The sequence below is a fragment of the Nocardiopsis sp. NPDC049922 genome (genome assembly GCF_040660275.1).
Taxonomy (GTDB): domain Bacteria; phylum Actinomycetota; class Actinomycetes; order Streptosporangiales; family Streptosporangiaceae; genus Nocardiopsis.
This window is the reverse complement of record NZ_JBFAME010000007.1, coordinates 291,134-314,986: the sequence shown is the minus strand read 5'-3', so window position 1 is coordinate 314,986 and position 23,853 is coordinate 291,134. Positions and strand designations below refer to the sequence as shown.

Genomic DNA, 23,853 nt, shown 5'->3' with positions numbered 1-23,853 from the left:
CCGTCCGGCCGTTCCCCCGGTGCCTCGGTCAGTCGTCCGTGTGCGTGGCGGAGCCGATCGAAACCTGCTCCCGTCCCACCAGACGCAGGCTGCGGCGCCACAGTTCCGCCCGGATCCCGGGGTCGGCGGCCTGGGCGTTGACCGGGCTCTCGTGGAGGCGGTCGTAGAACCGGTCGGTCACCCCGGTCATGGCCGGGTCGGTGACCAGCCGGTACGTCGCGGCCACCCCCTCCTCCAGGGTGTCGACCGGGGCGATGCCGTGGAGGGTGACGATCTTGGTCGGCATGAACGTCGCCGGGTGCAGGCTGGTGAACGTCACCTCGTCGGCGGGCACGCGGGCGGCGAACTCGGTCGCCGACATGATCTGCGCGAGCTTGCTCCGCCGGTAGGCGTCCACCCCGTCGTAGTCGCGCTCGAACATGAGGTCGTCCAGGTCGAGGGGGGACTGGCCGAGGGAGGACACGTTGACCACCCGCGCGGGCGCGGAGGCGCGCAGCAGCGGCAGCAGGTCGAGGGTGAGGAGGAATCCGGCCAGGTAGTTCACGGTCAGGCGGAGCTCGTACCCGTCGGCGCCGACCCGCCGCTCCCGCCCGTCGGGTTCGCCGAACCCGATCCCCGCGTTGCTGACCAGGACGTCGAGCCGATCGGTGCGCTCGGACACCTCGGCGGCCAGGCGGGCCACCTGGCCGAGGTCGGACAGGTCGGCGACCAGGGGCTCGGGGGGCGGGGCGCCCTCCTTCTCGACCTCGGCGGCGAGGGCGGCGAGCTTGTCGGGGTCGCGGCCGTGCAGGAGCAGCCGTGTCCGGTCCCGGGCCAACCGCAGGGCCAGCGCGCGGCCGAGTCCGTCGGTCGATCCGGTGATGAGGATGGTGGTCATGGGGGGTCCGTTCCGGCTCGGTGCGTGTGTGCGGCGGGGGCGCGTCGCGACCGGTCGTGTGCCCTGGTTCGGGTGAGCGACCTCCGCGGCGGTGTCCGGTCCTTCGCACGGATGACAAGCCCTACCCCTCACGGGGCGGAAGGAACCGGGTGTGAGGGGAGTGTCACTCCGCAGCGGCGGTCCGGCGCGCCCCCGGTCGGGGAACCGCGTCAGGCGTCGCCCGGGTCCGCACGGCTCCGGTGGGCCGCGGCCTGTGCCATCGGGAAGCCGAAGACGCCGTCGGGGTCGTAGCGGACCCGGATCTCCTCCAGCCGGGCGTGGCGGGTGCCGTGGTACGCCCGGCGCCAGTCCTTCCGGTTCTCCGACGGATAGTTCGGGTGCGCGGTGCCCGCGGCCAGCGGCCGGAGCACGCCGTGCAACTCCCCCTGGGCGGTGCGGCATCCGGCGAGGCCGCCCGGGGCGGGACGGAACTCCGAGAGCGCCCCGAACAGGGCCCCGTGGTGCGCCAGCGCCGCCGCCTCCCGGCTCGACCGGTCGTAGGCTCCGCCCATGGCCTCCAGGCGGAGTCGGCGGGCCTCGCCGGGGCGGGTTCCCCGGTCCAGCGCGGCGGTGACCGCGTCCAGGGCCGCCGCGTCGAGCGGGCGGTCGAAGAACTCGTGCCGGCGCAGCACGACGCCCGGCCCGTTCGTCGCGTCGGGCCCGCCGTTCGCCAGGGGGCTCCCGCCCACCGCTGGGATCGGGGCCCCGTCGCCCCCGGTGCGCACGGTCCCCGTCCGGACCTTCGGCGGTCGGCCCACCGCCGCCAGGAGGTCGTCCACCAGGTGCTCCAGGCCGACCGGGTCGCCCAGCCAGGACCCGGTCACGGTCGCCGGAGACCGGCCGTCGCCGGGGGAGCGCACGGTGGCCCCGGCGATCGTGGCCGTCGTGGACAGCTCGTCCGGGGCGTGCGGGCCCCACGCCTGCCAGGCGGCGAGCACCCGGGCGCGGCAGTCGGCGGGCCAGCCCAGCACGAACTCGGTGACCGGACGGGCGGGCCGGGTACGGAAGCGCAGCCCGGTGACCACCCCGAAGGCGGCGTGGCCCGCGCCGCGCAGCGCCCAGAACAGGTCGGGGTGGTGGTCGGCGTCGCAGTCGACCACCCGTCCGTCGCCGAGGACCACGCGCGCCCCGGTCAGGCTGTCCAGGGTGAATCCGTACCTGCGCCCCGTCGGACCGGTACCGCCGCCCAGGGTGTGTCCGGCGACGCCGACCGTCGTGCACCGGCCGGTGGGCACCGTGCGGCCGTGGCCGTCGAGCGCCGCGGTGAAAGCCCCGGTGAGCGTTCCCCCGGCACACCACGCGGAGCCGCCGTCGACCACGGTCCGGGTGAGCGGAGACAGGTCGATGACCAGCCCGGGGCCGGTCGAGGACCCGATGGCGCAGTGCCCGCCCGCGCGGACGTGGGCGCGGATGCCCCAGCGGCGGGCGAAGTCCACGGCGTGGACGACGTCGTCCTCCACGGCGCAGCGCACGACCGCACGGGGGCTGGCCGCGTCGAAGCGCGGATCCGCGGTGCCCCGGACGGCGTCGTACTCGTCCTGGTCGGGCAGGACGATCTCCCCGGCGATGGAGCGCCCCAGCCGATGCCACACGCGGTGCGGGGCGCGCAGGCCCGATCTGGTGACCACGTCCCCGGGAACCCCGGGTGCGCCGCCCCGGGGCGGTACGTCCGTGCGCGTGCTGTCCCGACTCACCCGATCACCCCGTCTGTCCGTGGAAGCGTCCACCGGGCCCGGCCCGCGCGCATCGGTGGGGGAGGCGAGACGGGCGTCGCGGGGACGTGCTCGCTATTCCTACCAGAAGTAATTGCGTGATAACTCTCAGTCAGAATCTCGGAGGCGAATCCGTGTTTTAGAGAACGATCCGTTTCCTCTTGTGCGCGGCCCCTCGTCGTGCTTCCATGAAAGAACGAACGTTCGCTTTAGGAGGTTTCTGTGCGCGACGACGACGTTCTCATCGTGGGCGCGGGTCCCACCGGACTCGTGCTCGCCATCGAACTGGCCCGGCGCGGTGTGATCCCCCGGATCGTCGACGCCGGACCCGAGGAGGTCCGCGAGAGCCGGGCCGTGGCGGTCGCGGCGCGGTCCCTGGAGATGCTCGACGACATCGGCGTCGCCGAGGCCGCCGTCGACCAGGGCATCCCGCTGCGGGTGCTGAACTTCTACCAGCGCGACAGGCTCCTGGCCGACATGGACCTGTCATGCATCGACTCACCCTTCCCGATGGACCTGTGCATCCCCCAGTGGCGGACCGTGGGGCTGCTCCGCCGCCGCGCCGAGGAGCTGGGCGTCCGCCCGGAGTGGCGCACGCGGTTGGCCTCACACCGCTCGGACGGCGACGGCGTCACCGCCGAACTCGTGCACGCGGACGGCCGCGTCGAACACCACACGACCCGATGGCTGGTCGGCTGCGACGGCGCGCACAGCACCGTGCGCACCGGCGCCGGAATCGGCTGGCAGACGCTCGACCTGCGGCGCGGGTTCATCCTGGGCGACTTCGCCACCGACTGGGACCTGCCCCGGGACCGCTTCCACGCCTACCTCGCCCGGGACGGCGTGGTCGCCGTGTTCCCCATGGTCGGCGGCTACTGGCGGATCCTGGCCAACACCCCCGACGCCGACCCGCCCAAGCGCCCCGGGCCGGACGACTTCGCCCGCCACCTCGACGCACGCACGCCCCTGGCCCCCGTGCTGACCGACGCGCAGTGGACGTCGTCCTTCGTTGCGCGCGAAGGACTGGCCGACCGGTACGTCGACGGCCGGGTCCTGCTCGCGGGCGACGCGGCGCACAGCCACAGCCCCATCGGCGGCCAGGGCATGAACACGGGCATGCAGGACGCCTACAACCTGGGATGGAAGCTGGCCCTGGTGGTCCAGGGCGGCGCGCACGCCACCGTGCTGGGCGGTTACCAGGCCGAACGGCGCCCGGTGGCCCAGGCCGTGCTGGACACCACCTCGACCGCCACCCGGACCGTCACGGCCAGCGGCCTCGTCGCCACCAGGGCACGCCGCCACGCGCTCCGCCTCCTGGGTCGGCTCACCCCCGTCCAGCGGCGCATGGCCGACGCGGTCGGCGAGCACCTGGTCCACTACCGCGACAGCCCCCTCGTCTCCGAACGCTGGGCCGGGTCCCGACCCCCCGCCTGGAGCGACGGCGCCGGGGCGGGCCCGAAGGCGGGGGAGCTGGCCCCGGACGCCTACCTGGAGGGCGCCGCCGGCCTCGTGGCCCTACGGCACGTGTACCGCGAGCCGGGGCACCACCTGGTCGTGTTCGCGGCGGACGTGATCGACCCGCCGACCCTGAACGCGTGGGCGGCCGACGCCCGTGACGCCATCGGAGGGTACGGCCACGTCCACCTGGTCACGCGCGGCCACCTGCCGCCCGAGCCGAGGGAGGGGGTCCTCGCCGACGTGCGCAGCCGCGCCCACGGGCGCTACGGCGTACGCAGGCCGAGCCTGTACCTGGTGCGGCCGGACAAGTACGTCGCCCACCGCTCGGACACCGTCGACTTCGCACCCGTGAGTCGGTACTTCCGATCGCTGGAGACGGGGGTGGACCTGGCGGGCGTCGGCGGGGCGGCGGTCGGGTAGCCCGCCTACGCCCCGGTGGCGCGCCTGGTCACAACGGGAGCGGGCGCTCCTCGACGACGTGTTTCATGACCAGGGTGGAGCTCAGCCGCTGGACTCCGGGCAGGGTGGCGAGCCGGTCGTCGTAGAGGCGCTGGAAGGCGGGCAGGTCCGCGCCGACCACGCGCAGGAGGTAGTCCGGGTCGCCGAAGAGCCGCTCGGCGCGGACCACCTCGGGGATGCCGGTCAGCGCGCTCTCGAAGGCGGCGACCGTGTCGCGGTCCTCCTGGCGCATGGTGACGAAGACGAGCGCCTCGAAGGTCAGCCCGACGGTCCCCGCGTCCAGGATCGCGCGGTAGCCGCGGATGGCTCCGGAGCGTTCGAGTTCGCGCAGGCGGCGGTGGCAGGGGGACAGGCTCAGGCGTACGCGCGCGGCCAGTTCGGTGACCGTCAGGCGGCCGTCCTCCTGGAGTTCGGCAAGGATCTTCCTGTCTACGGCGTCCATGAAGAAGATCCTTCCACAACCTCTCGGTCATCAGTGAATCTTTGGCAACACCTTCGGGCGAATCACGACTAATCTCCCTCAGGCAGTCCGTAGAAGAGGGAGAAACACACCGTGGCCGCCAGCTCCATCACCGCCTTCTGGGCCGTCTCGGTCCTGCTCATCCTCGTCCCGGGGGCGGACTGGGCGCACACGATCACCGCCGGACTCCGCGACCGGTCGGTGCTCCCGGCGATCGGCGGGCTGCTGCTCGGCTACGTGGCGCTGACCGGGGTGGTCGCCGCGGGGGTGGCGGCCGTCGTGGCGAGCAGTCCGGTCGTGCTGACCGCCCTGACCGTGGCCGGGGCGGTCTACCTCATCGGGATCGGCGCCGTGACCGTGGCGCGGCCCGCCGTTCCGGGCGCCTCGGCCGAGGGCGGCGCGGGGGCGGCGTGGGGCGCGCGGCTCGCCCAGGGGATCGGCGTCAGCGGGCTCAACCCGAAGGCGCTGCTGCTCTTCACCGCGCTGCTGCCGCAGTTCACCGACCCGGCGGACGGCTGGCCGATGGGGGCGCAGATCGCGGCCCTCGGCCTGGTGCACACGGTCAGCTGCGCGGTGGTCTACCTGTGCGTGGGGCTGACCGCCCGCGCCGTGCTGGGCGCCCGGCCGGCGGCTGCGCGGGCGGTCAGCCGGGCGTCGGGGGCGGCGATGGTCGTCATCGGCGTCCTGCTGCTGGTCCAACGCCTCGCCGCCTGACCGGCCCCGGCGGGAGGCGGGCTCAGGTGCCCCGAACGCCCCCGGGCGGACGTCCACGACGCCGTCGCCGAGCCTTCGCGCGGTGGGAGGCGGTGGTTCAGGTGGCGGCCACGCCGGCGGTCGGCGCCCCTGATAGTCCTGGAACCCGTCATCGTCACCCCCACACGAGAGGCAGAACCCGGATGCGCGTCCGGCACCTGGTCCCCGCGGTCATCGCGGCGATCGTCCTGACCCTCGGCGCGGCCCCCGCGTCCGCTGACGGGCAGGGAACCCTGGAGGTGGTGGAGGGAGCCCCCGTCACCTTCGGCTACACCACCACGTCCCCCCACCGCACGAACTGGATCGGTCTCTACCACGCCTCCGGCGGCGGACCCGAGAACGAGGAGTACGTCTCGCCCTCCCTGGTCTGGAGGTACGCCCCCGGCCGCGAGGGAACCGTCACGCTGCCGACCGACTCCCTGGAGCCCGGCCACTACGTCGCCTACTTCCTCGCCCGCGACGGCTACACCTGGCTGACCGAGCCCATCGACGTGTACCTGCCCGCCGACGGACCCGTCACCTTCCCCGTCGACGAGGCCACCCTGCGCAACGCGCGGGTCGGCGACCCCTACGAGGCGCGGCTCGGCGGCCTGGCCTCGCGCGCGGACGCGGAGTTCGCCAAGGTCGACGGCGACGCGTGGGTGCGGGTCGCCCCGGACGGCACCCTGACCGGCACGCCGGACGGATCCGGCGGCTCCACCGCGCGGGTCACCGTCGAGGCGACCACGCCCGGCGGCGCCTCGGCGACGCTCACCGCGCTCATCCCGGTCCGGCCCAGCGGCGCGGCCCTGGTGCCCCAGCTGGACGTGCTCACCTTCAACACCTGGCACGCGGGCACCCGGATCGACGGCTACCACGACAAGCAGGTGCGCTTCCTGCTGGAGAGCGGTGCCGACGTGGTCGGCCTCCAGGAGACCGAGGGCGGCGCCGCGGCGCGGCTGGCCGACGCGCTGGGCTGGTACCACTGGCAGAGCGGCGGCAGCCTGGGTGTGATCAGCCGGTACCCGATCGCCGAGGAGTACGGGACGGTCAACGCCTCGGCCGGGGTGCGGATCGCGCTCGACGGCCAGGAGTCCCAGGTCAACCTGTGGACGGCGCACCTGGGCTACACGCCCTACGGGCCCTACGACGCGTGCTTCGACGGCCTGGACGTGGACACCGTCCTCGACCGCGAGGTGCAGTCGGGACGTACCGGGCAGATCACCGACACCCTGGCGGCGATGGAGGGGCAGATCGACGGCGCCGACGACGTGCCGGTCCTACTCGTGGGCGACTTCAACGCCCCCTCGCACCTGGACTGGACCGAGGAGCTGCGGGAGAAGAACTGCGGCTACGCGGACGTCCCCTGGCCGACCTCGGTGCTGCCGACCGAGGCGGGCCTGGTGGACTCGTTCCGGGTGGCCAACCCCGACCCGGTGGCCGTGCCGGGAACCACGTGGTCGCCGCTGTACCCGCGGCACAACGGGTCGACCGGCCCGGCCGAGCCGCAGGACCGGATCGACTTCGTCTACCACGCGGGCGACGACCTGAGCGTGCTGGACTCGCGCACGCTGGTCGTCGGTGATCCCGCACCGGTGCCGAACCACGCGGACAACGAGTGGACCACCGACCACGCGACGGTGCTGACCACCTACGCGCTGACCGGCTGACGGTCGCCGCGAAGCCCGGCGTGCGGCGGGAACGCCCCTTGGCCAACACCGGGTGCATCATCGCGAGCAGCGAAGCCCGGCGTGCGGCGGGAACGCCCCTTGGCCAACACCGGGTGCATCATCGCGAGCAGCGAAGCCCGGCGTGCGGCGGGGGCGCCCCGTCGCACGCCGGGTCCGTGACCGGTGTGCCCGGCCCGCTGGCGACGGCCCGCCGACCGCGGACGAAGCGACCGCCCGGGCGTGGGTCCCGGAGCGCGCACACGCCTCAGGGTCGTCAGCGGGCCGACGCAGGCGCGCTGCGTCCGTGCGATCGGGGCGACCCGACCGCCGCGCGGGCCCGCCCGGGGGCGCTGTGCGCCGTGGCGGTCGCACGATCGACCCTCCCAGCCCGGAGCGCGTCTCCCGGTCGACGGGCCGGTCGAAGAGGCCGCACGCCAGACACCGGTTCGACGTCTCGCGGGCAGGAGTCGGACTGCCGCCGCGTACGAAGGGGAGCGACGTCGCGGCGCCTTGACCTCTGGCGCGGCACTCGGCCCACGCGGTCGACCGCTGACGAGGGTGACGTACGGGGCGCGGGGTCGCGGCCACCGTCACTCCTGCGCGGGCGGACCGTACCCCCCTCCTCCCGGGGTTCGGATGACCAGCTCGTCCCCCGCGCCCATCCGCACCGAGTCGCACCCGCGCAGCCGCTCGACCTCCCCCGACGCGCGCCGGACGCTGTTCTCGCCCAGGGCGCCGGGCTCGCCGCCCGCCATCCCGTACGGCGGCACCCGGCGGTGCCCGGACAGGGTGGTCACCGTCATCGGCTCCCGGAACCGCAGCCGACGCACCGCGCCGTCCCCGCCGCGCCACGTGCCCGCGCCGCCGCTGCCGCGCCGGATCGCGAACTCCTCCAGCAGCACCGGGAACCGCCACTCCAGCACCTCGGGGTCGGTCATCCGGGAGTTGGTCATGTGCGTCTGGACCACGGAGGTTCCGTCGAACCCGTCTCCGGCTCCCGAACCGGAGGACACCGTCTCGTAGTACTGGTGCCGGTCGTCGCCGAAGGTCACGTTGTTCATCGTCCCCGACCCCTCGGCCTGCACCCCCAGCGCCTGGTACAGAGCCCCGGTGATCGCCTGGGAGGTCTCCACGTTGCCCGCGACGACCGCGGCCGGGTGCGTGGGGGAGAGCATCGTGTCCGGCGGGATGACGATCCGCAGCGGCACCAGACACCCGTCGTTGAGCGGGATGTCCGCGGCGACCAGGGTACGGAACACGTAGAGCACGGCCGCCGTGGCCACGGACGAGGGCGCGTTGAAGTTCGTGCCGAGCTGGGCTGACGTTCCGGTGAAGTCGACCACCGCCGACCGGTGCTCCCGGTCGACCCCGATCCGCACGGCCACCACCGCGCCCGAGTCCATCTCGTAGCGCGCCGAACCGTCGCGGAGGGAGTCGATGACCGTGCGGATCGCCTGCTCGGCGTTGTCGCGGACGTGCCCCATGTAGGCCTGCACGACGTCCAGGCCGAAGTGGTCGATCATCCGGCCGACCTCCTCCGCCCCCTTGGCGTTGGCCGCGATCTGGGCGCGCAGGTCGGCCAGGTTCACCTCGGGCGCGCGCGAGGGGTACGGGGCCCCGGTGAGCAGCCGCCGCGTCTCCTCCTCCAGGAACCGTCCCCCGCGCACGAGCAACCAGTTGTCGAGGAGCACCCCCTCCTCGTCCACGTGCCGACTGGTCGCGGGCATCGACCCCGGGGTGATCCCGCCGATCTCGGCGTGGTGGCCGCGCGAGGCGACGAAGAAGACCGGCCGGTCGCCCCCGGCGCCGAACACCGGCGTCACCACCGTCACGTCCGGCAGGTGCGTGCCCCCGTGGTAGGGGTCGTTGATCGCGTACACGTCGCCCCGCCGCACGGTGCCGGCGTTGCGCCGGATCACCTCACGGATGGTGGACCCCATCGACCCCAGGTGCACCGGCATGTGCGGAGCGTTGGCCACCAGGTACCCGTCCGGGTCGAACAGCGCGCAGGAGAAGTCGAGCCGCTCCCGGATGTTGACCGACTGCGCGGTGGCCTCCAGCCGGGCGCCCATCTGCTCGGCGATCGACATGAACAGGTTGTTGAACACCTCCAACAGCACGGGGTCGACGCCGGTGTCGGCCGCGCCCTCCGCACGGGCCGCCGTCCGCTCCAGCACCAGGTGTCCGGTGCGCCGGGCCACCGCCCGCCACCCGGCGTCGACGACGGTGGTGGCGTTGGCCTCGGTGATGATCGCGGGTCCCGACACCCGCGCTCCCGGTCGCAGCCCGTCGCGCCGGTACAGGGGGGCGTCCCGCCAGGCGCCCGCCGTGTACACGCGCACGGTCTCGTCGGGGGGAGCGTCCGTCTCCCGGCCCCCCTCCGGCCCCTCCACACCGGGGGTGCCCTGTGTCCCCTCACCACCGGGGGTCCCGTCCGGCGTGTTCGCGTCGGAGGAGTCCTCCCGGTCCTCCGCGCGTGCAGAACGCTCCGGTACGTCGATGTCGGGGAGTCCCCTCGGCGCGTTCGCGTCCGAAGAGTCCTCCCCGACCCGCCCGTCCGGGGGACCCTTCCGGTCCTTCGCGTCAGGGAGACCCTCGGGCGCTTCCGTGCCCGCCCCGTCCTCCGGCGCGTCGGCCGTGCCCAGGCCCGACAGGTCGGGCTGCTCGGTGGCCCCGACCGCCTCCACCGCCACGGCCTCCGCCACCAGGGGGCGGTCCATGGTGAAGGAGTAGATCCGCTGATGGGCGGCGGTGAAGTCGCGGGACATCTCCTCGACCCCGGCCAGGTCGACCGGCACGGCGGTGTCGGTGCCCTCGTACCGCAGGTGGACCTGGCGCGACACGCTGATCCGCGACTCCGGGACCCCCTCGTCGACCAGCTCTCCGCGCGTTCTCGCCGCCAGGTCGTCGGCGACCTCGCCCAGCCGGTCCAGCAGGTCGGGCGCCAACCGGGCCTCCACCGACTGCTGCCGCATCGCCGTGGTGTCGGCCAGCCCGATCCCCAGCGCCGACAGCACCCCGGCCATCGGCGGGACGAGCACCGTGCGCACACCCAGGGAGTCGGCCACCGCGCACGCGTGCTGGCCGCCCGCGCCGCCGAACGTGGTCAGGGCGTACTCGGTGACGTCGTGGCCCTTACGCACGGAGATCCGCTTGACGGCGTTGGCCATGTTCTCCACGGCCACCCGCAGGAACCCCTCGGCGACCTCCTCGACGGGGCGTTCGTCCCCCGTCTCGTCCCGGATGCGGGCCGCCAGGTCGGCGAAGGCCCGCCGCACCCCGGCGGTGTCGATCGGCTGGTCTCCCCCGGGCCCGAAGACCGACGGGAAGTGGTGCGGTTGGATCCGCCCGAGCAACACGTTGGCGTCGGTCACCGTCAGCGGGCCGCCGTGCCGGTAGCAGCACGGGCCGGGGTCGGCGCCCGCCGAGTCGGGGCCCGCCTGGTACCGGCCGCCCGCGAACCGCAGGACGGACCCGCCGCCCGCCGCGACCGTGTGGATGTCCAGCATCGGAGCGCGCAGCCGCACCCCCGCCACCCGCGTGTGGAAGACGCGTTCCAGCTCGCCCGTGTGGTGCGAGACGTCGGTGGAGGTACCGCCCATGTCGAAGCCGATCACCCGGTCGTAGCCCGCCATCCGGGACAGCCGCGCCATCCCGACGATCCCGCCCGCCGGCCCGGACAGGATCGCGTCCTTGCCCCGGAAGTGTCCGGCCTCGGCCAACCCCCCGTTGGACTGCATGAACATGAGCCGCACACCGCTGAGCCGCCCGGCGACCCCGCGCACGTAGCGGCGCAGCACCGGTGACAGGTAGGCGTCCACCACCGTGGTGTCCCCGCGCGGGACGAGCTTCATCAGCGGGCTGACCTCGCTGGACAGCGACACCTGACCGAACCCCAGCCGTCGGGCCAGCGCGCCGATCCGCCGTTCGTGCTCGGGGTACAGGTGGCTGTGCAGGCAGACGACGGCCACGGCGCCGACGCCGTCCTCACGGACCCGTTCCAGGGCGGCGGCGAGCCGCTCCAGGTCGGGTTCGCGCAGCACCTCGCCCTGGGCGGTGACCCGCTCGTCCACCTCCACGACCCTGGCGTAGAGCTGGTCGGGCAGCACGATGTGCCGGTCGAAGATCCGCGGCCGGTCCTGGTAGCCGATCCGCAACGCGTCCCCGAACCCGCGCGTGACCACCAGCGCCGTCCGCTCTCCGGCGCGTTCCAGGAGGGCGTTGGTGGCCACGGTGGTGCCCATCCGGATCGCGTCGATCCCGGTGCGGTCGACGGCGGCGGGACCCTGACCGGCCTCCCCGCTCCTCCCGGTGAGCAGTGCCTCGATCCCCGCGACGGCGGCGTCCTCGTAGCGGCGCGGGTCCTCGGACAGCAGCTTGTGCGTGAGCAGGCGTCCGTCCGGGCGTCTGGCGACGACGTCGGTGAACGTGCCACCGCGGTCCACCCAGAACTGCCAGCCCCCGCCCCGGTCGGCTCCGCCCATGCGATCCTCCTCGGTCCACACCCTCGGCGGCGCGTCGAGCGCCCCCGATTCATGATGACCCGAGAGGGACGGCCGGTGACAGACCGATCACGCGGCTGTGGACAACCGGGGGCTAGAGGACCTTCTCGAAGCAGAGGGAGGACGCGCAGTCGACGTAGGCGCCGAACCTCGGAATGGGCTCGTACCCCGAACGGGCGTAGAAGCGCACGGCGTCCGGCTGGCGGTCGCCCGTCTCCAGCCGGAGCCGCTTCCACCCCCGCTCGCGCGCCCACTCCTCCAGGGCCGCCAGCACCAGCGGCGCCGCGCCCGACCCCCGCCGCTCGGGGAGGACGAACATCCGCTTGACCTCGCCGCTGCCGTCGCCGAGGTCGCGCAGGCCTCCGCAGCCCACGGCCGTGCCGTCGCCGTCGCGCGCCAGGACGAACACCGCGATGTCCTCGGCGGACGGAGGAGTGCCCGGTTCGGAGTCGGGGGTGCCGTACCGCTCGGCGATCTCGGTCCGCTGGAGGGCTCGCAGGCGGGTGGCGTCGGGATCGTCCCAGGAGACAACGTCGGTGCGCATGGGACGCAGGTTAGTGCTGTCGTGTTACGCGCGCGTGTCCCGGGACTGACGCGACCAGCCCCTCCTCGGCGGGGTCGGTGAGGGCCTCGCGCATCACCCGGAACTTGGACTCGGTCTCGGCCAGCTCGGAGGCGGGATCCGACCCGGCGACGATCCCGCACCCCGCGAACAGCCGGGCGCGGGAGCCCTCCACGCGGGCCGAACGCAGCGCGATCCCCCACTCCGCGTTGCCCGCGCCGTCCAGCCAGCCCACGGGACCCGCGTATCCGCCCCGGTCCATGCCCTCGACCTCGGCGATCAGGCGCATGGCCGCCGCCGTGGGGGTCCCGCCGACGGCGGCGGTCGGGTGCAGGGCAGCCGCCGCGTCCAGAGCCGACACCCCGGCCGCCAGGCGGGCGTGGGCGCGCGTGGCCAGGTGCTGGACGTTGGCGAGGGCGAGCAGCTCGGGGGTGGAGGGGACGGACAGTTCCCGCGAGAGCGGCTCCAGAGCGGTGCGCAGGGAGTCCACCGCCAGGCCGTGCTCCTCGACGTCCTTGGCCGAGGCCAGGAGTTCCTCTCCCAGTCGGCGGTCCTCGGCGGCGTTGCGTCCGCGCGGTCGGGTTCCGGCCAGCACCAGGGAGGTCAGCCGGTCGCCCTCGCGGCGCAGCAGCAGCTCCGGGGTGGCGCCGACCATGCCGTCGACGGAGAAGGTGAAGCAGCTCGGATAGCGCAGGCGCAGGCGCTCCAGGAGGGTGCGCACGTCGATGGGCGCCTCGGCCTCGGCGACGGCGTCGCGCGCCAGCACCGCCTTGTCGAGCGGGCCGGAGCGGATGCGGTCGACGGTGTCGGCGACGGCGTCCATCCACTCCCGGCCGCTGAGGGACCCGGGGGTCCAGGAGACGGGGCCGATCGGGAGCGGGGCCGGGGTGGGGGAGAGGAGGTCTTCGGGGCGGGCGTCCGGTTCGTCGGTCACGGTGGTCACCCACGCGCGACCGCCGCGTCTGCCCACCAGCACGCGGGGCACGACCAGCGCCGATCCGTCCGAGGTGGGCGCGAAGGTGAACGTGCCGAAGGTGACCGGCCCGGTCCCGGGCAGGCCGACCCCGTCCTCCACGACGGCGTGCTCGCACAGCTCCCCGAACCAGCGCGCGGCCCGCGTGAAGCGGTCGGTGTCGGTGGGCTCCGTGTGGGCGGGAGCGCCGTCGACGTCCAGCCGTGCGGCGGCGCCCCAGCCCACGATGCCGTCCTCACCGGTCAGCCAGGCCAGGGGGGCCTCGGCGGGCAGGCGGCGCACCAGGCTTCCGGTGCCGTCGCGCAGCGGCACGGTGCGGACGAACAGTTTCGGAGGGCTCAGGAGGGCGTTCACGGACACCGAGTCTAGGAGGTCGTCCGGAACCCCGTGCCGGGGTCGGTCGTACGTCGCGGGGGTCCGGGGGCGGCGCCGCACCGGCGGGGACGGAGCGCTCATATCCTGAGGGGTTGCCCGGTTGTCCACAGCTTGGTCGGATCGTGTCCGAACCTTGACGATTTCCCCTACTCTGATGTCCGGCGCGCCGCGGACGGCGGTGTGGCACGGGGCGTGGAGGAGCGTGGACATGGGCGTGCGGGCACGGGTGGCGGCCGCGCCGCGTGCGGCGACGCGGTGGGTCGCGGCGGTCGTGGCGACCGCCGTGCTGCTGTCGGGATGCTCACCCTCCGCAGACACCGTGGACGGTACGGGTCGGGCCGGGTCCGTCCCGCCGTCCGGTCCCTCGCCCTCGGACGCCTCCTCCGCCACGGCGGGCGGGACCGAGCCCGGTGCGACGGACCCGGCGGAGTCGCCCTCCGCCGCGCCCCAGGTGTGCGAGGCGGACCAGGGGGAGCGCCGGATGCGCGGCGCCTGGCTCACCACCGTCCGCAACATCGACTGGCCCTCCGAACCGGGCCTGTCCGCCGAGGAACAGCGCGAGGAGCTGGACGCCTACCTGGACGACGCCGCCGACCTGGGGCTCAACGCGGTGTTCCTGCACGTGCGCCCCACCGCCGACGCCGTCTACGAGTCCGACCTGGAGCCGTGGGCGCGCTACCTGACCGGGGAACAGGGCGGCGATCCCGGTTACGACCCGTTGGAGTACGCGGTGGAGGGGGCCCACCGGCGCGGCCTGGAGCTGCACGCCTGGTTCAACCCCTACCGGGTGGGCTTCCTCGATCCGGACCTGGCCAACCTGGCCGAGGGGCACCCGGCCGAGGAGAACCCCGACTGGGTGGTCGAGCACGGCGAGGAGGCCTACCTCGACCCCGGCGAACCCGAGGTCCGCGCCTGGGTCACCGACGTCGTCCTGGACGTCGTGGAACGCTACGACGTCGACGGCGTGCACTTCGACGACTACTTCTACCCCTACCCCCAGCAGGGCGAGGTCTTCGACGACGACGCCACGTGGGAGGAGTACGGCGACGGCTTCGACGACCGCGCCGACTGGCGCCGCGACAACGTCAACCGGCTGGTCGCCGACGTGCACGAGGGCATCCAGGCGGCCAAGCCCTGGGTGAGCTTCGGCATCTCGCCGTTCGGGATCTGGCGGAACCGGGACAGCGACGCCTCCGGCTCGCGGACGTCGGGACTGGAGTCCTACGACGCCCAGTACGCGGACACCCGCACCTGGATCCAGGACGGCACGATCGACTACGTCGCCCCGCAGCTGTACTGGGACCGGGGGTTCGACACCGCGGACTACGAGACCCTGACCGACTGGTGGGCGGACGAGGTCGAGGGCACCGGGGTGGACCTGTACATCGGGCAGGCCGCCTACCGGGTGGGCGACGACGGCTGGCGCGACGAGGACGCGCTGAGCACGCAGCTCGACTACTCCGGGGAGAACACCCAGGTCGGCGGGGACATCTACTTCTCCGTCAAGAGCCTGAGAGAGAACGCGGCCGAGGCCTACGCCCACCTGGCCGAGACCCACTACCCCCACCCGGCGCTCCCGCCGGGGACGGCGCCGGAGGGCCACGAACCGCTGACCGGGCGGGTCGGGGCCGTGGTCGCCGGGGCCGACGGCGACCGGGTCGACGTGGAGTGGGAGCCGGTCGAGGGCGCCCGCTTCTACGCGGTGTACCGGGTCGCGCCGGGCGGTGCGGGCTCCGCCGACGACCCCGGGGCGTGCCCGAGCCTGGAGCCCGGGGACCTCGTGGGCGTCACCGGCGGGACATCGCTGACCGACGCCGCCCCGGTCGAGGACGGGGAGGGGTACGTGGTCACCGCCCTCGACGTCTTCCGCAGCGAGGGGCCGGTCAGCGAGATCGCCCGCGTGCGGGGGTAGCGGCGTCCGTCGGGCACGGGCGTCGCAAGGGAGATCGGCGCCGACGACCACGGGTCCCGGCTGTTCGGCGTCCGGGAGGCGGTCGCGCCGAAACAGGGCCGTGCTGCGGCGCGTGAACGCCACGGAGGCCGACTCCCCCGAACGGGTGCCGCCCCTACACCGAGACCGCGGCGTCCACGTGCGCGCATCCCCGGCGCGCGGCGAGCGGCCAGAGGGCGAAGGTGCCGTCGGGCAGGCGCACGAACACCTCGTGTTGGCGCGCGACGACGCCGGTGGCCCGCCCGCGCAGGAGCCGCTCCAGGACGTAGGCGGAGGACAGACTGGTCACGTCGCGGATCGTGCCCAGGGGCAGGAGCGAGCGGGTCTCGGCGATCGCCTCGTGCTCGCCCGCCCGCAGGACGACCCTGGTCCCCGGGGAGATGCCCTGTGCGGCGATGGCGACGGCGATGTTGTCGAGGTCGTCGGAGCCGACGGCGGCCAGGGCCCGGGCGCGGCGCAGATGCAGTCGCTCCAGGACGGCACGGTCACCTCCGTGTCCGGCCACCACCGGGATGCCCAGGGACCGGGCGAGGCGTACGTTCGGCGCGTGCGGGTCCCGTTCCACACCGACGACGGGGACGCCCAGGCGCCGCAGTTCGCAGCACAGGCGGAGCCCGACCTGGCCCATGCCGACGACGATCACGTGTCCGAAGCGGGGCACGGTACGGGACCCGATCAGCCCGACCAGTCGGGGGCCGAGCATGCGCTCGATGAGACCGGCGGTGAACATGGCGGTGAACACGATCGTGCCGAGCATGAGAGCGCTGGCCACCAGCTGGTAGGCGGTCGAGTGCTCCGCGGCGGTCGCCGGTCCGACGGCGGCGACGACGCGGGCGGCGTCGAAGAGGGCCTGGGCGGGCGGGTGGCCGAGGCTGAGCAGCCACACCCAGTCGCAGAGCAGCGACGCGACGATTCCGGTCAGGCCTCCGAGCATGAGGCGGGTGCCCGGATCGTACGAACGCAACTGCCCGGCCACCCGCCCCCACCAGGAGCGCAAACCCGTGCGTCCGCCCGTCCACTCCTCGGCGGTCGGCGTGCCCTCGTCGGTCATCCGGACCGCCCGCGCGGAGCCGGCCGCGCCGTACAGCGCGACGAGTCCGGCGTCCGCGCACGGTCCGGCCAGGGCGGGAGCCACCAGATCAGCCGGAGACGTGACGTGGCACCGCGGGAGCAGCCGGAGGAGTTCGTCGGCCACGGTCCGGTCGAAGATGGTCACGACGATCGGAACGTCGGAAGAGATGTGCGCGACCGCCAGCGCGTACCGCAGGGCGGCGGCGTCGTCGTGCAGCAGTACCGCGACGGCGTCGTGGGGCGTCGCCATCGCCGCACGCAGTTCCCCGTCACCGGGCTGGACGAGGTGCTGGACGGCGTGGTCCTCCTTCTGGAGAGACGCGCACACCCCGCGCGCCAGGTTGGTGTCGCCGACGATGACGAACGAGCGGTGCTGGACGGAGGCGTGCTCCTGGCTCATGGGTCGGTTCATCCCTGGTGGGGCGGTCGGACGGTCTGTCCCACCGGTGTCGTGGTGATCGGGTGATGCGTGACGGCCCGCGCGTCGGTGTCGGAGTGCGCGTCGGCCCGGGGTGGGATTCGTGATCGGCGCACCCGGATGGCGTGAACGTCGCGCGGCGGCCGGAAGGGAGGGGAGATAACCACCGAATTCCGGACAAACCAGGATAAGGTCGCTGCCTGAGGCCACAGTGTAGACGTCGGTGTCGTCGGCGACCCGCTCGGGGTCGTGCCAGGGGTGTCCCCGGCCCGCGGGACGTCGTTCCAGGTGGGAGGGCCACGATGATCGCTCCCGACCGGTCTTGCGCGCTCGCCGCCCGCACCGGAGTCACACGGCCGACGGCTCTGGGACGGTCCTTGGCCGGGGTGGCCGCGTCGGGGTCCGACGAAGCCGCGAGGACTCGGTCCCGCCAGCACGGCGGCTCCTTCGGGGGCCGGGGGACACGTACGTGTGCCGTTGTCGGCGTCGTGCGGGTCGGGAAGACGCGGCCGTTCGGGGATGAGTCCTCGTTCGGTCGGGCGTCGGTTCGAGATCCCGGACACGGAGCCCGGGTGCGCATGGCGCCGTGCGGCGAGGGCGCCATCCACCCGGTGGTTCTGGGATGAACCACCTGCGCACGGTCCCCGGCCCCTCCCATGGGTCGGTGCCCGGGTTTCACGTACGCCCCGGAATTCCCAGAGTCGCCATTATAGTCGCTTCTAGGCATGAAGTATCCCGATGTTCGTTATCGGGATACTCGTCTGAAAACGTGGAACACGTGATTTTCAGTCGCAATGACTGACTTCCTTCACACACGTATCTCTGGAAACTTTCTTGATTTGATGGGATATGGCGGAAACCGTAAAATATCCCTCTGTGCGAGAAAGCGCGCGGAAGGACATTCCGTTCCTGAGGAGGGGCTGATTGGATTCGGTTCGGCAGGCACGCCAGGCGTGCTCCCACGGGATCGCCGCGATCGCCCGCCGCGTCGCCCCCCTCACCGCCGCCGTTCTCGTCCTCACGACCAGTGGGTTCGCGCCAGCCCCGTTCGCACCCCACGCACACGTCCCGGCGTCCGCGGCCGCCACCGAGGAGGGCGACCAGGAAACCGAGGACGAGCCCGCCGACCCAGCCCCCGATCCGGAGGACCCCGAGACCGCCGTGCCCTCGGACACCCCGGAGGGCTCCGACGCCGACCGCCCCCTGGACGTGGTCGTCCTGGTCGACGAGTCCGGCAGCCTGAGCGACGCCGACGTCGAGGAGGAGACCCAGGCCGCCTCCACCATCGCCCAGAGCATCAACAACCCCGGCTCCCGCATCACCGTGGTCGGCTTCGGTAGCGATATCGAGGGCGGCAGCACGCTCCGCGCGGCCCGCGACGTGTGCCAACCCACCGTCGTGGACGAGGGCACCGGCCGCCAATACCTCGCCGACTGTGTCTCCGACCTGCGTCGACGCGAGTCCGAGGAGGGCAACGACACCGACCACGCCGAGGCGCTGCGCGTGGCCCTGGAGCACCTGGCCGACGGTCCCGACGGCGCCATGCGCATCGTCTTCCTCCTGACCGACGGCACCCTGGACGTCCCCCGCAACGACCAGTACGGCGACACCCCCGCCGAACGCCGCGAGGGGGCCGAGGACGCGCTCGACGACCGCCTCGCCCAAGCCCGCGACGAGCAGGTGCAGATCTGGCCGCTCGGCTTCGGCTCCCGGATCGACCGCGACCGCTTGGACGACATGGCCGCCTCCGGCCACGACCGCTCCTGCGAGAGTCAGGAGGTCGCCCGCCCCACCGCACGGGTCGCCGAATCCTCCGAGGACGTCGTCCGCTCACTCCAGGAGGCCCTGGCCGCAGCCTCCTGCTCCGGCCTCGGCGAACCCGACAGCGACATCCTCGGCCCCGGCGACGGGCTCGACCTGACCGTGGACATCCCGGTCATCGCCACCGAGGGCACGTTGATCGTCAACAAGAACGACCCCGCCATCACCGTCGAGTACGTCGACCCCGCGGGCGTCACCGTCCCCCTCGACGAGGACGAGGACGAGTACGACGGGTCCACCATCAGCCACAGCGGACGCAACAGCGCCGTCGAGGTCCTCCACATCGGCTACCCGCGCCCGGGTGCCTGGACCGTCCGGCTCACCTCCCCGCCCGGCGGCGGAGAAGAACTGGTGACCGCCACCGCCCAGTGGCAGGGCCGCATCCGCGCCACCCTCACCCACGGCGGCGACCAGGCCCCCGGCAGCGATCTCGACGTCCATCTGACCCTGCGCACCCGCGACGACGACGTCATCACCGACCCCGAGGCCTTCGAGGCGCTCGACTTCGACCTGACCGCCGACGGGTTGGGCCTGGACGGGGGCTCCGTCGAGGTCCGCGACGACGGCACGGGCGCCGACCCCGACTCCGGCGACGGCGAGTTCAGCGGGGTGCTCACCCTCCCCGACCAGGAGGGCACCCTCCACCTGACCGGCACGGTCCGCGGCCCGGGTGTGGCCGCCGACCAGCGAACCCTCTCGCTGAGCATCGCCCGGGGCGGACCCCCGCTCAGCGCGGCGGTCGCCTTCGACGACGTCCCCGGTGAGCTGTGGACGGGCATGAGCGGGGCCGGTGAGGTGACCGTCACCAACAACGGAACGGAGGCCGAGGAGGTCGCCCTCACCCTCAACGCCCCGGCCGGAGTCGACGCTCGGCTCACCCCGGCCACCGTGACGGCGGAGCCCGGCGGAACGGGCGACCCCGTGGCCTTCACCTATGAGATCGTCGAGGTCGGATCCCCCGGAGAGGGCACCCTCGAGGTCGTCGCCACGGACGTGGCCGGGACCTGGATCGGCGCCACCCAACCCCTCCACGTGCAGGTCCGTGAACCTCCCAGCCTCCTGGAGCGGTACTGGTGGGTGTGGACAGCCCTGCTGGTGTTCGCCGTCATCTGCGCCGTGTCCCTGTTCGTCTGGCGCGACCTGCGGCTCAGAGCGGCCGAGGTCCGCGGGCTCGTCGTCGAACTCCGGCGGAGCGACGGTGAGCCGGTCGGGAACGGCCTGCGTGCCCTCAGCGGCGGTCGGTTCACCGAGTTCCCCTTCGTGATCAGGGCCGACGGCGTCGACCCTCGCCTGGAGCACCCCGCGGGTCCTCGCGAGCCGCACTTCACCGTGACCCGTGACGGCCCCGAGCGTGTGCGCCTGCGCTCCCCCGACGGCCGCGTGCTGCCCCTGCGGATCGGTGAGCTGAGTGAGGCCGTCCACGACCACCTGGGGATCCACGTGAGCGACTCCCGCCGGGGGGCGGGACGCGGCCCCAAACCCGACGAACACCGCGTGAGGCCCGCCCGGGACGGGCGTCCGCCGGGCCCCGGCGACGACGGCCCCCGCTCGTCCGAGAAGGACGTGTGGATCTGACAGCCCCGACCCCCGACATCCGAAGGGCCCACCCATGACGATGAAGCTCTATCAGCCGATGCTCTACGTCGGTCTCGGCGGGACCGGCTGCCTCATCGGCGCCGAGCTCGAACGTCGTCTGCGTGACGAGCTGTGCGGACCCGACGGCACCGAGTTCCAGCAACGGCGACCGGGCGGGAACCTGCTGCCCTACCAGCTGCCCTCGTGCGTCCAGTTCGTCTACGCCGACGTCAACCACTCCGAGCTGGACCGGATCCCGGAGAAGGTGGTGCCTGGCAGCCAGCACCTCCAGGCCGTCGAGGCCACCGCCCACTACGTCCACGACCTCGTCCCCAGCGCGCACACCTACCCCGAGGTCGCCCGCTCGCTGCGGTTGAGCGCTGGCGAGACTGTCGCCCCCTGGCTGCCGCCCGCGGACGGCGAACCCCGGGTCGCGCCCCTGAGCAAGGGCGCCGGACAGTTCCCCACCGTGGGGCGGGCGGCGCTCTTCGAGACCTTCCGCGGCGGCACCCGCCACGCGGTGGCCGCGATCGGCGAGGCCATCAACCGGCTGGCCACGTCCGCGGGCGACCTCAACGTCCTGGGCGGCGGCCTGCCCCGGTCATGCGACGTGTTCGTGGCCTTCTCCGTGGCGGGGGGGACCGGCGCGGGCATCTACTACGACTACCTGCACTTGATCGCCGACACCTTCGCCCGCTCCGACCTGCACGTCAAGATCTACCCCCTGATCCTCATGCCCTCGGCCTTCGACGAGGGCATGGGCGGCGGCCGACACGCGCGCCTCAACGCCGGGCGCGCGCTGCTGGACATCTTCCGACTGGTCGACCACCAGAACGGCGGCACCGTCGGGCGCACCATCACCACCGACACCCGACCCTCCTCGCGTACCCGCGACGAGGTCCACGTCCATTACCCGGTGGAGGGCCGCGTCCGGATCCGACCGTCCACCGTGGAGACCGCTTTCCTGTTCAGCCGCCCCGTGGGCGCCCGCCGCGAGGACCTCCACCGGTCCGTGGTCTCGCTCGTGCTCTCCCTGGCCGGAACCGTGATGGAACACCGCGGGGACACCGCCGGGAGCGCCGAGACCCACCAGTCGTTCGCCGACAGCTTCATCAACGGTGCCGCCTTCCGCCACGAACGCGCCGAGTCCGGGATCGGCAACCGGGGCGTGTCGACCGCGTTGGTCGCCTCCATGACCGTCCCCGTCGACGAACTCTCCGACATCATCGCCTCCCGCCTGTTGCGCGCCGCCGTGCAGGACATGCGCGCGCCGACGCACGACGTCGAGGGCGACCGCCACCTGATCGAGAGCTTCTTCAGTGCCGCCAACATCCACCCCCTGCTGATCCGCCCGGCGGGCAACTTCTCCGACCCCGGACCCGCCACCGGAGCCAAGGACATCGGACACTCCCTCTTCGACCGCCTCGACTCCATGCAGCGCAGCCTGGCCGCGCGACGGACCCGCCTCGCCCGGGAGGTCACGGAACTCGCCCAGAACCTCGACCACCGCGCAGGCATCCGTGCCCTCCTGACGGCCGTCGACCCCTTCCACGCCCGCCGCGTCGTGGTCGGGCAACCCGGCACCGCCAACGAGGTCGTGCGGCTCGGCGTCTTCGGCCTCCTCAACAACCGGCGCAACGGCCCCCCGCCCCCGGACGGCGTCACCCAGGTGCCCCCGACCGTCCCGCCGCTGGCCGACAGGATGGGCGGTCTGGTCAAGGCCAAGTACAACGACCCCCTGCCCGTGCAGGCGCGCGCCGACCAGGACCGCTGGTTCGAGTGGCAGAACCAGGTGCTCTGGCACGAGGCCTGGGCCAACAACGCGCCGCGCTGGACCCGGGCGACCACGCGGCTGAGCGGTGACCTGACCGCCCTGACCGAGGCGCTGGAGGGCCACGCCCAGCGCGATCCCCAGTACTTCGAACGCAAGGCCCAACAGCTCTACCAGCGGCGCACCGGGGTGTCCTACCTCCTGCCGCCGGTCGGCGGGAACCTCGAACCCTTCTACCGACGGGTCCGCGACCGCCTCGCCGCGGCCCGCCAGGAGGAGGGCGTGCTGCCCGCCAACGCCGGAGACGCCGAACTCGTTCGTGTGCTCGTCGGCGCCGAGGCCTGGCGCACGGCCTACGACATCAGCGTCGACCGGTCCCCGGAGGAGGCCGTCGGCCACCTGCGCGAGACCCTCAAGTCCGCCGTCAAGCAGTTCCTGCGCGACCCAGGACCCACCCAGCAGCCCCTGCTGCCGCGCCTTGCCGACCTCCTCTCCCGGGCCGCCCAGCAGGGCGACGCCCCCGTCGCGGAGGAGGACCTGGCGCAGTTCCGCGCACAGTTGGCCGGGCTCCTGCCCGCCGGGTTCGTCCCACAGGGCGGCGGCCCGCTGCGCGTCCTCATCACCTACCACGCTCCCGGCCGCAACGGGCAGATCGAGAACCACCTCATGGAGTCGCTCGCCCTGCCGCGCGGTCCCGGTATCACCTACGAGCTCCGGGCGGTCAGCGCCGAGTCGCTCAGCGTCGTGCTCTTCCGCACCAGCATGAGCGTCACCGAGGTCCAGGAGGTCCGCGACGTCCTCCGGAACTGGTCGGATGCCGTGTACCACCCCCAACCCGGGGACCATCTGCGGTGGCGCCAGCGCCTCGGCTACGACTTCGACTACCTGGCCACCACCGAGGAGCACCGGGTGTACATCCTGCACCGGCTGCTCAACGCCATGTGGAACGGTCGTGCCAGCGTCGTCGGCGACCCGCGCTCCCCGGAGGAGGTCCACTTCACCCTCGGCGGCGGCGTCACCATGCAGCTGCGCCTGACACCCCTGGAGGAGGCGTCGTCCTGGGGCAGTCTGCTGCGCGCCTACGAGCTGTGGGCCTTCAACGGGGAGGACGCCATCACCCGCCAGTTCTGCGCCCAGCTCATGAACGAGTTGCCCACCGGGGTCGAGGGCAGACCCGAGGATCCGCACGAGGTCTACCAGGTCCTCCGGGAGACGACCGACGCCGAGGCCAAGCGGCTCGACGCGCTCGTCCAGGAACTGCACAGCTCCCACCGAGGCCGCGTCCGGCAGTACCGGGAGTTCTGGGCCGACCTCCTGCCCGCCGCCCTGGCGATGGAGTTCCACGGCACGGCCGCGCCGCTGCGCGCCAACCTCGCCGCCCTGGAACAGGCCGTGGCCCGGCGGAACGAGGGGCGGTGACCCCGCGA

The 23,853-nt window shown here is 73.4% G+C and carries 13 protein-coding genes; 6 read left to right on the top strand and 7 right to left on the bottom strand.

Translation table 11 applies throughout. The features are described 5' to 3' along the window. Window positions 1-28: 28 nt before the first annotated feature. The gene (locus AB0I72_RS16005; protein WP_358568419.1) at window positions 29-877 is read right to left on the bottom strand and encodes an SDR family NAD(P)-dependent oxidoreductase; all 849 of its coding nucleotides are present in this window, start codon (window positions 875-877) and stop codon (window positions 29-31) included. A gap of 209 nt (window positions 878-1,086) precedes the next feature. Then, entirely contained in the window at window positions 1,087-2,544 is a 1,458-nt protein-coding gene (locus AB0I72_RS16000) for an FAD-binding protein (RefSeq protein ID WP_358568417.1), read from the bottom strand. 306 nt (window positions 2,545-2,850) lie between these two features. On the opposite strand from AB0I72_RS16000, the gene AB0I72_RS15995 reads away from it, so the two are divergent. Continuing rightward, window positions 2,851-4,506: an FAD-dependent monooxygenase gene (locus AB0I72_RS15995; protein WP_358568414.1), complete on the top strand. Its 1,656-nt coding sequence runs from the start codon at window positions 2,851-2,853 to the stop codon at window positions 4,504-4,506. A 28-nt stretch (window positions 4,507-4,534) separates the two neighbouring features. On the opposite strand, the gene AB0I72_RS15990 is transcribed toward AB0I72_RS15995, so the two are convergent. Beyond that, window positions 4,535-4,987: an Lrp/AsnC family transcriptional regulator gene (locus tag AB0I72_RS15990; RefSeq protein ID WP_358568411.1), complete on the bottom strand. Its 453-nt coding sequence runs from the start codon at window positions 4,985-4,987 to the stop codon at window positions 4,535-4,537. A 111-nt stretch (window positions 4,988-5,098) separates the two neighbouring features. Between AB0I72_RS15990 and AB0I72_RS15985 the strand changes: the two genes are divergently transcribed. Together AB0I72_RS15985 and AB0I72_RS15980 are read left to right on the top strand one after the other, a co-directional pair. Further along, window positions 5,099-5,719: a LysE family transporter gene (locus AB0I72_RS15985; RefSeq protein WP_358568408.1), complete on the top strand. Its 621-nt coding sequence runs from the start codon at window positions 5,099-5,101 to the stop codon at window positions 5,717-5,719. Window positions 5,720-5,901: 182 nt separating this feature from the next. Next, window positions 5,902-7,407: an endonuclease/exonuclease/phosphatase family protein gene (locus AB0I72_RS15980; protein WP_358568405.1), complete on the top strand. Its 1,506-nt coding sequence runs from the start codon at window positions 5,902-5,904 to the stop codon at window positions 7,405-7,407. A gap of 590 nt (window positions 7,408-7,997) precedes the next feature. On the opposite strand, the gene AB0I72_RS15975 is transcribed toward AB0I72_RS15980, so the two are convergent. From AB0I72_RS15975 to AB0I72_RS15965, 3 genes are all read right to left on the bottom strand, one after another. After that, the gene (locus AB0I72_RS15975; protein WP_358568402.1) at window positions 7,998-11,891 is read right to left on the bottom strand and encodes a hydantoinase B/oxoprolinase family protein; all 3,894 of its coding nucleotides are present in this window, start codon (window positions 11,889-11,891) and stop codon (window positions 7,998-8,000) included. Between the two features lie 112 nt (window positions 11,892-12,003). After that, window positions 12,004-12,453 (bottom strand): GNAT family N-acetyltransferase, encoded by a 450-nt coding sequence (locus tag AB0I72_RS15970; protein WP_358568399.1) that lies wholly within the window; start codon window positions 12,451-12,453, stop codon window positions 12,004-12,006. A 10-nt stretch (window positions 12,454-12,463) separates the two neighbouring features. Further along, window positions 12,464-13,798, bottom strand: coding sequence for an isochorismate synthase (locus AB0I72_RS15965; protein WP_358568396.1), 1,335 nt, complete (start codon window positions 13,796-13,798; stop codon window positions 12,464-12,466). Window positions 13,799-14,027: 229 nt separating this feature from the next. Here AB0I72_RS15965 and AB0I72_RS15960 point away from each other — a divergent pair, with 229 nt between their 5' ends. Further along, the gene (locus AB0I72_RS15960) at window positions 14,028-15,731 is read left to right on the top strand and encodes a family 10 glycosylhydrolase (protein ID WP_358568393.1); all 1,704 of its coding nucleotides are present in this window, start codon (window positions 14,028-14,030) and stop codon (window positions 15,729-15,731) included. A 154-nt stretch (window positions 15,732-15,885) separates the two neighbouring features. Here the strand turns inward: AB0I72_RS15960 and AB0I72_RS15955 are convergent, their stop codons facing one another. After that, window positions 15,886-17,241, bottom strand: coding sequence for an NAD(P)-binding protein (locus AB0I72_RS15955; RefSeq protein ID WP_358568390.1), 1,356 nt, complete (start codon window positions 17,239-17,241; stop codon window positions 15,886-15,888). Between the two features lie 942 nt (window positions 17,242-18,183). Here AB0I72_RS15955 and AB0I72_RS15950 point away from each other — a divergent pair. After that, window positions 18,184-20,655, top strand: coding sequence for a vWA domain-containing protein (locus tag AB0I72_RS15950; RefSeq protein ID WP_358568388.1), 2,472 nt, complete (start codon window positions 18,184-18,186; stop codon window positions 20,653-20,655). Between the two features lie 34 nt (window positions 20,656-20,689). Next, a complete protein-coding gene (locus tag AB0I72_RS15945) occupies window positions 20,690-23,845 on the top strand; it encodes a tubulin-like doman-containing protein (protein WP_358568385.1) in 3,156 nt (1,051 codons plus the stop codon). Window positions 23,846-23,853: the final 8 nt, after the last annotated feature.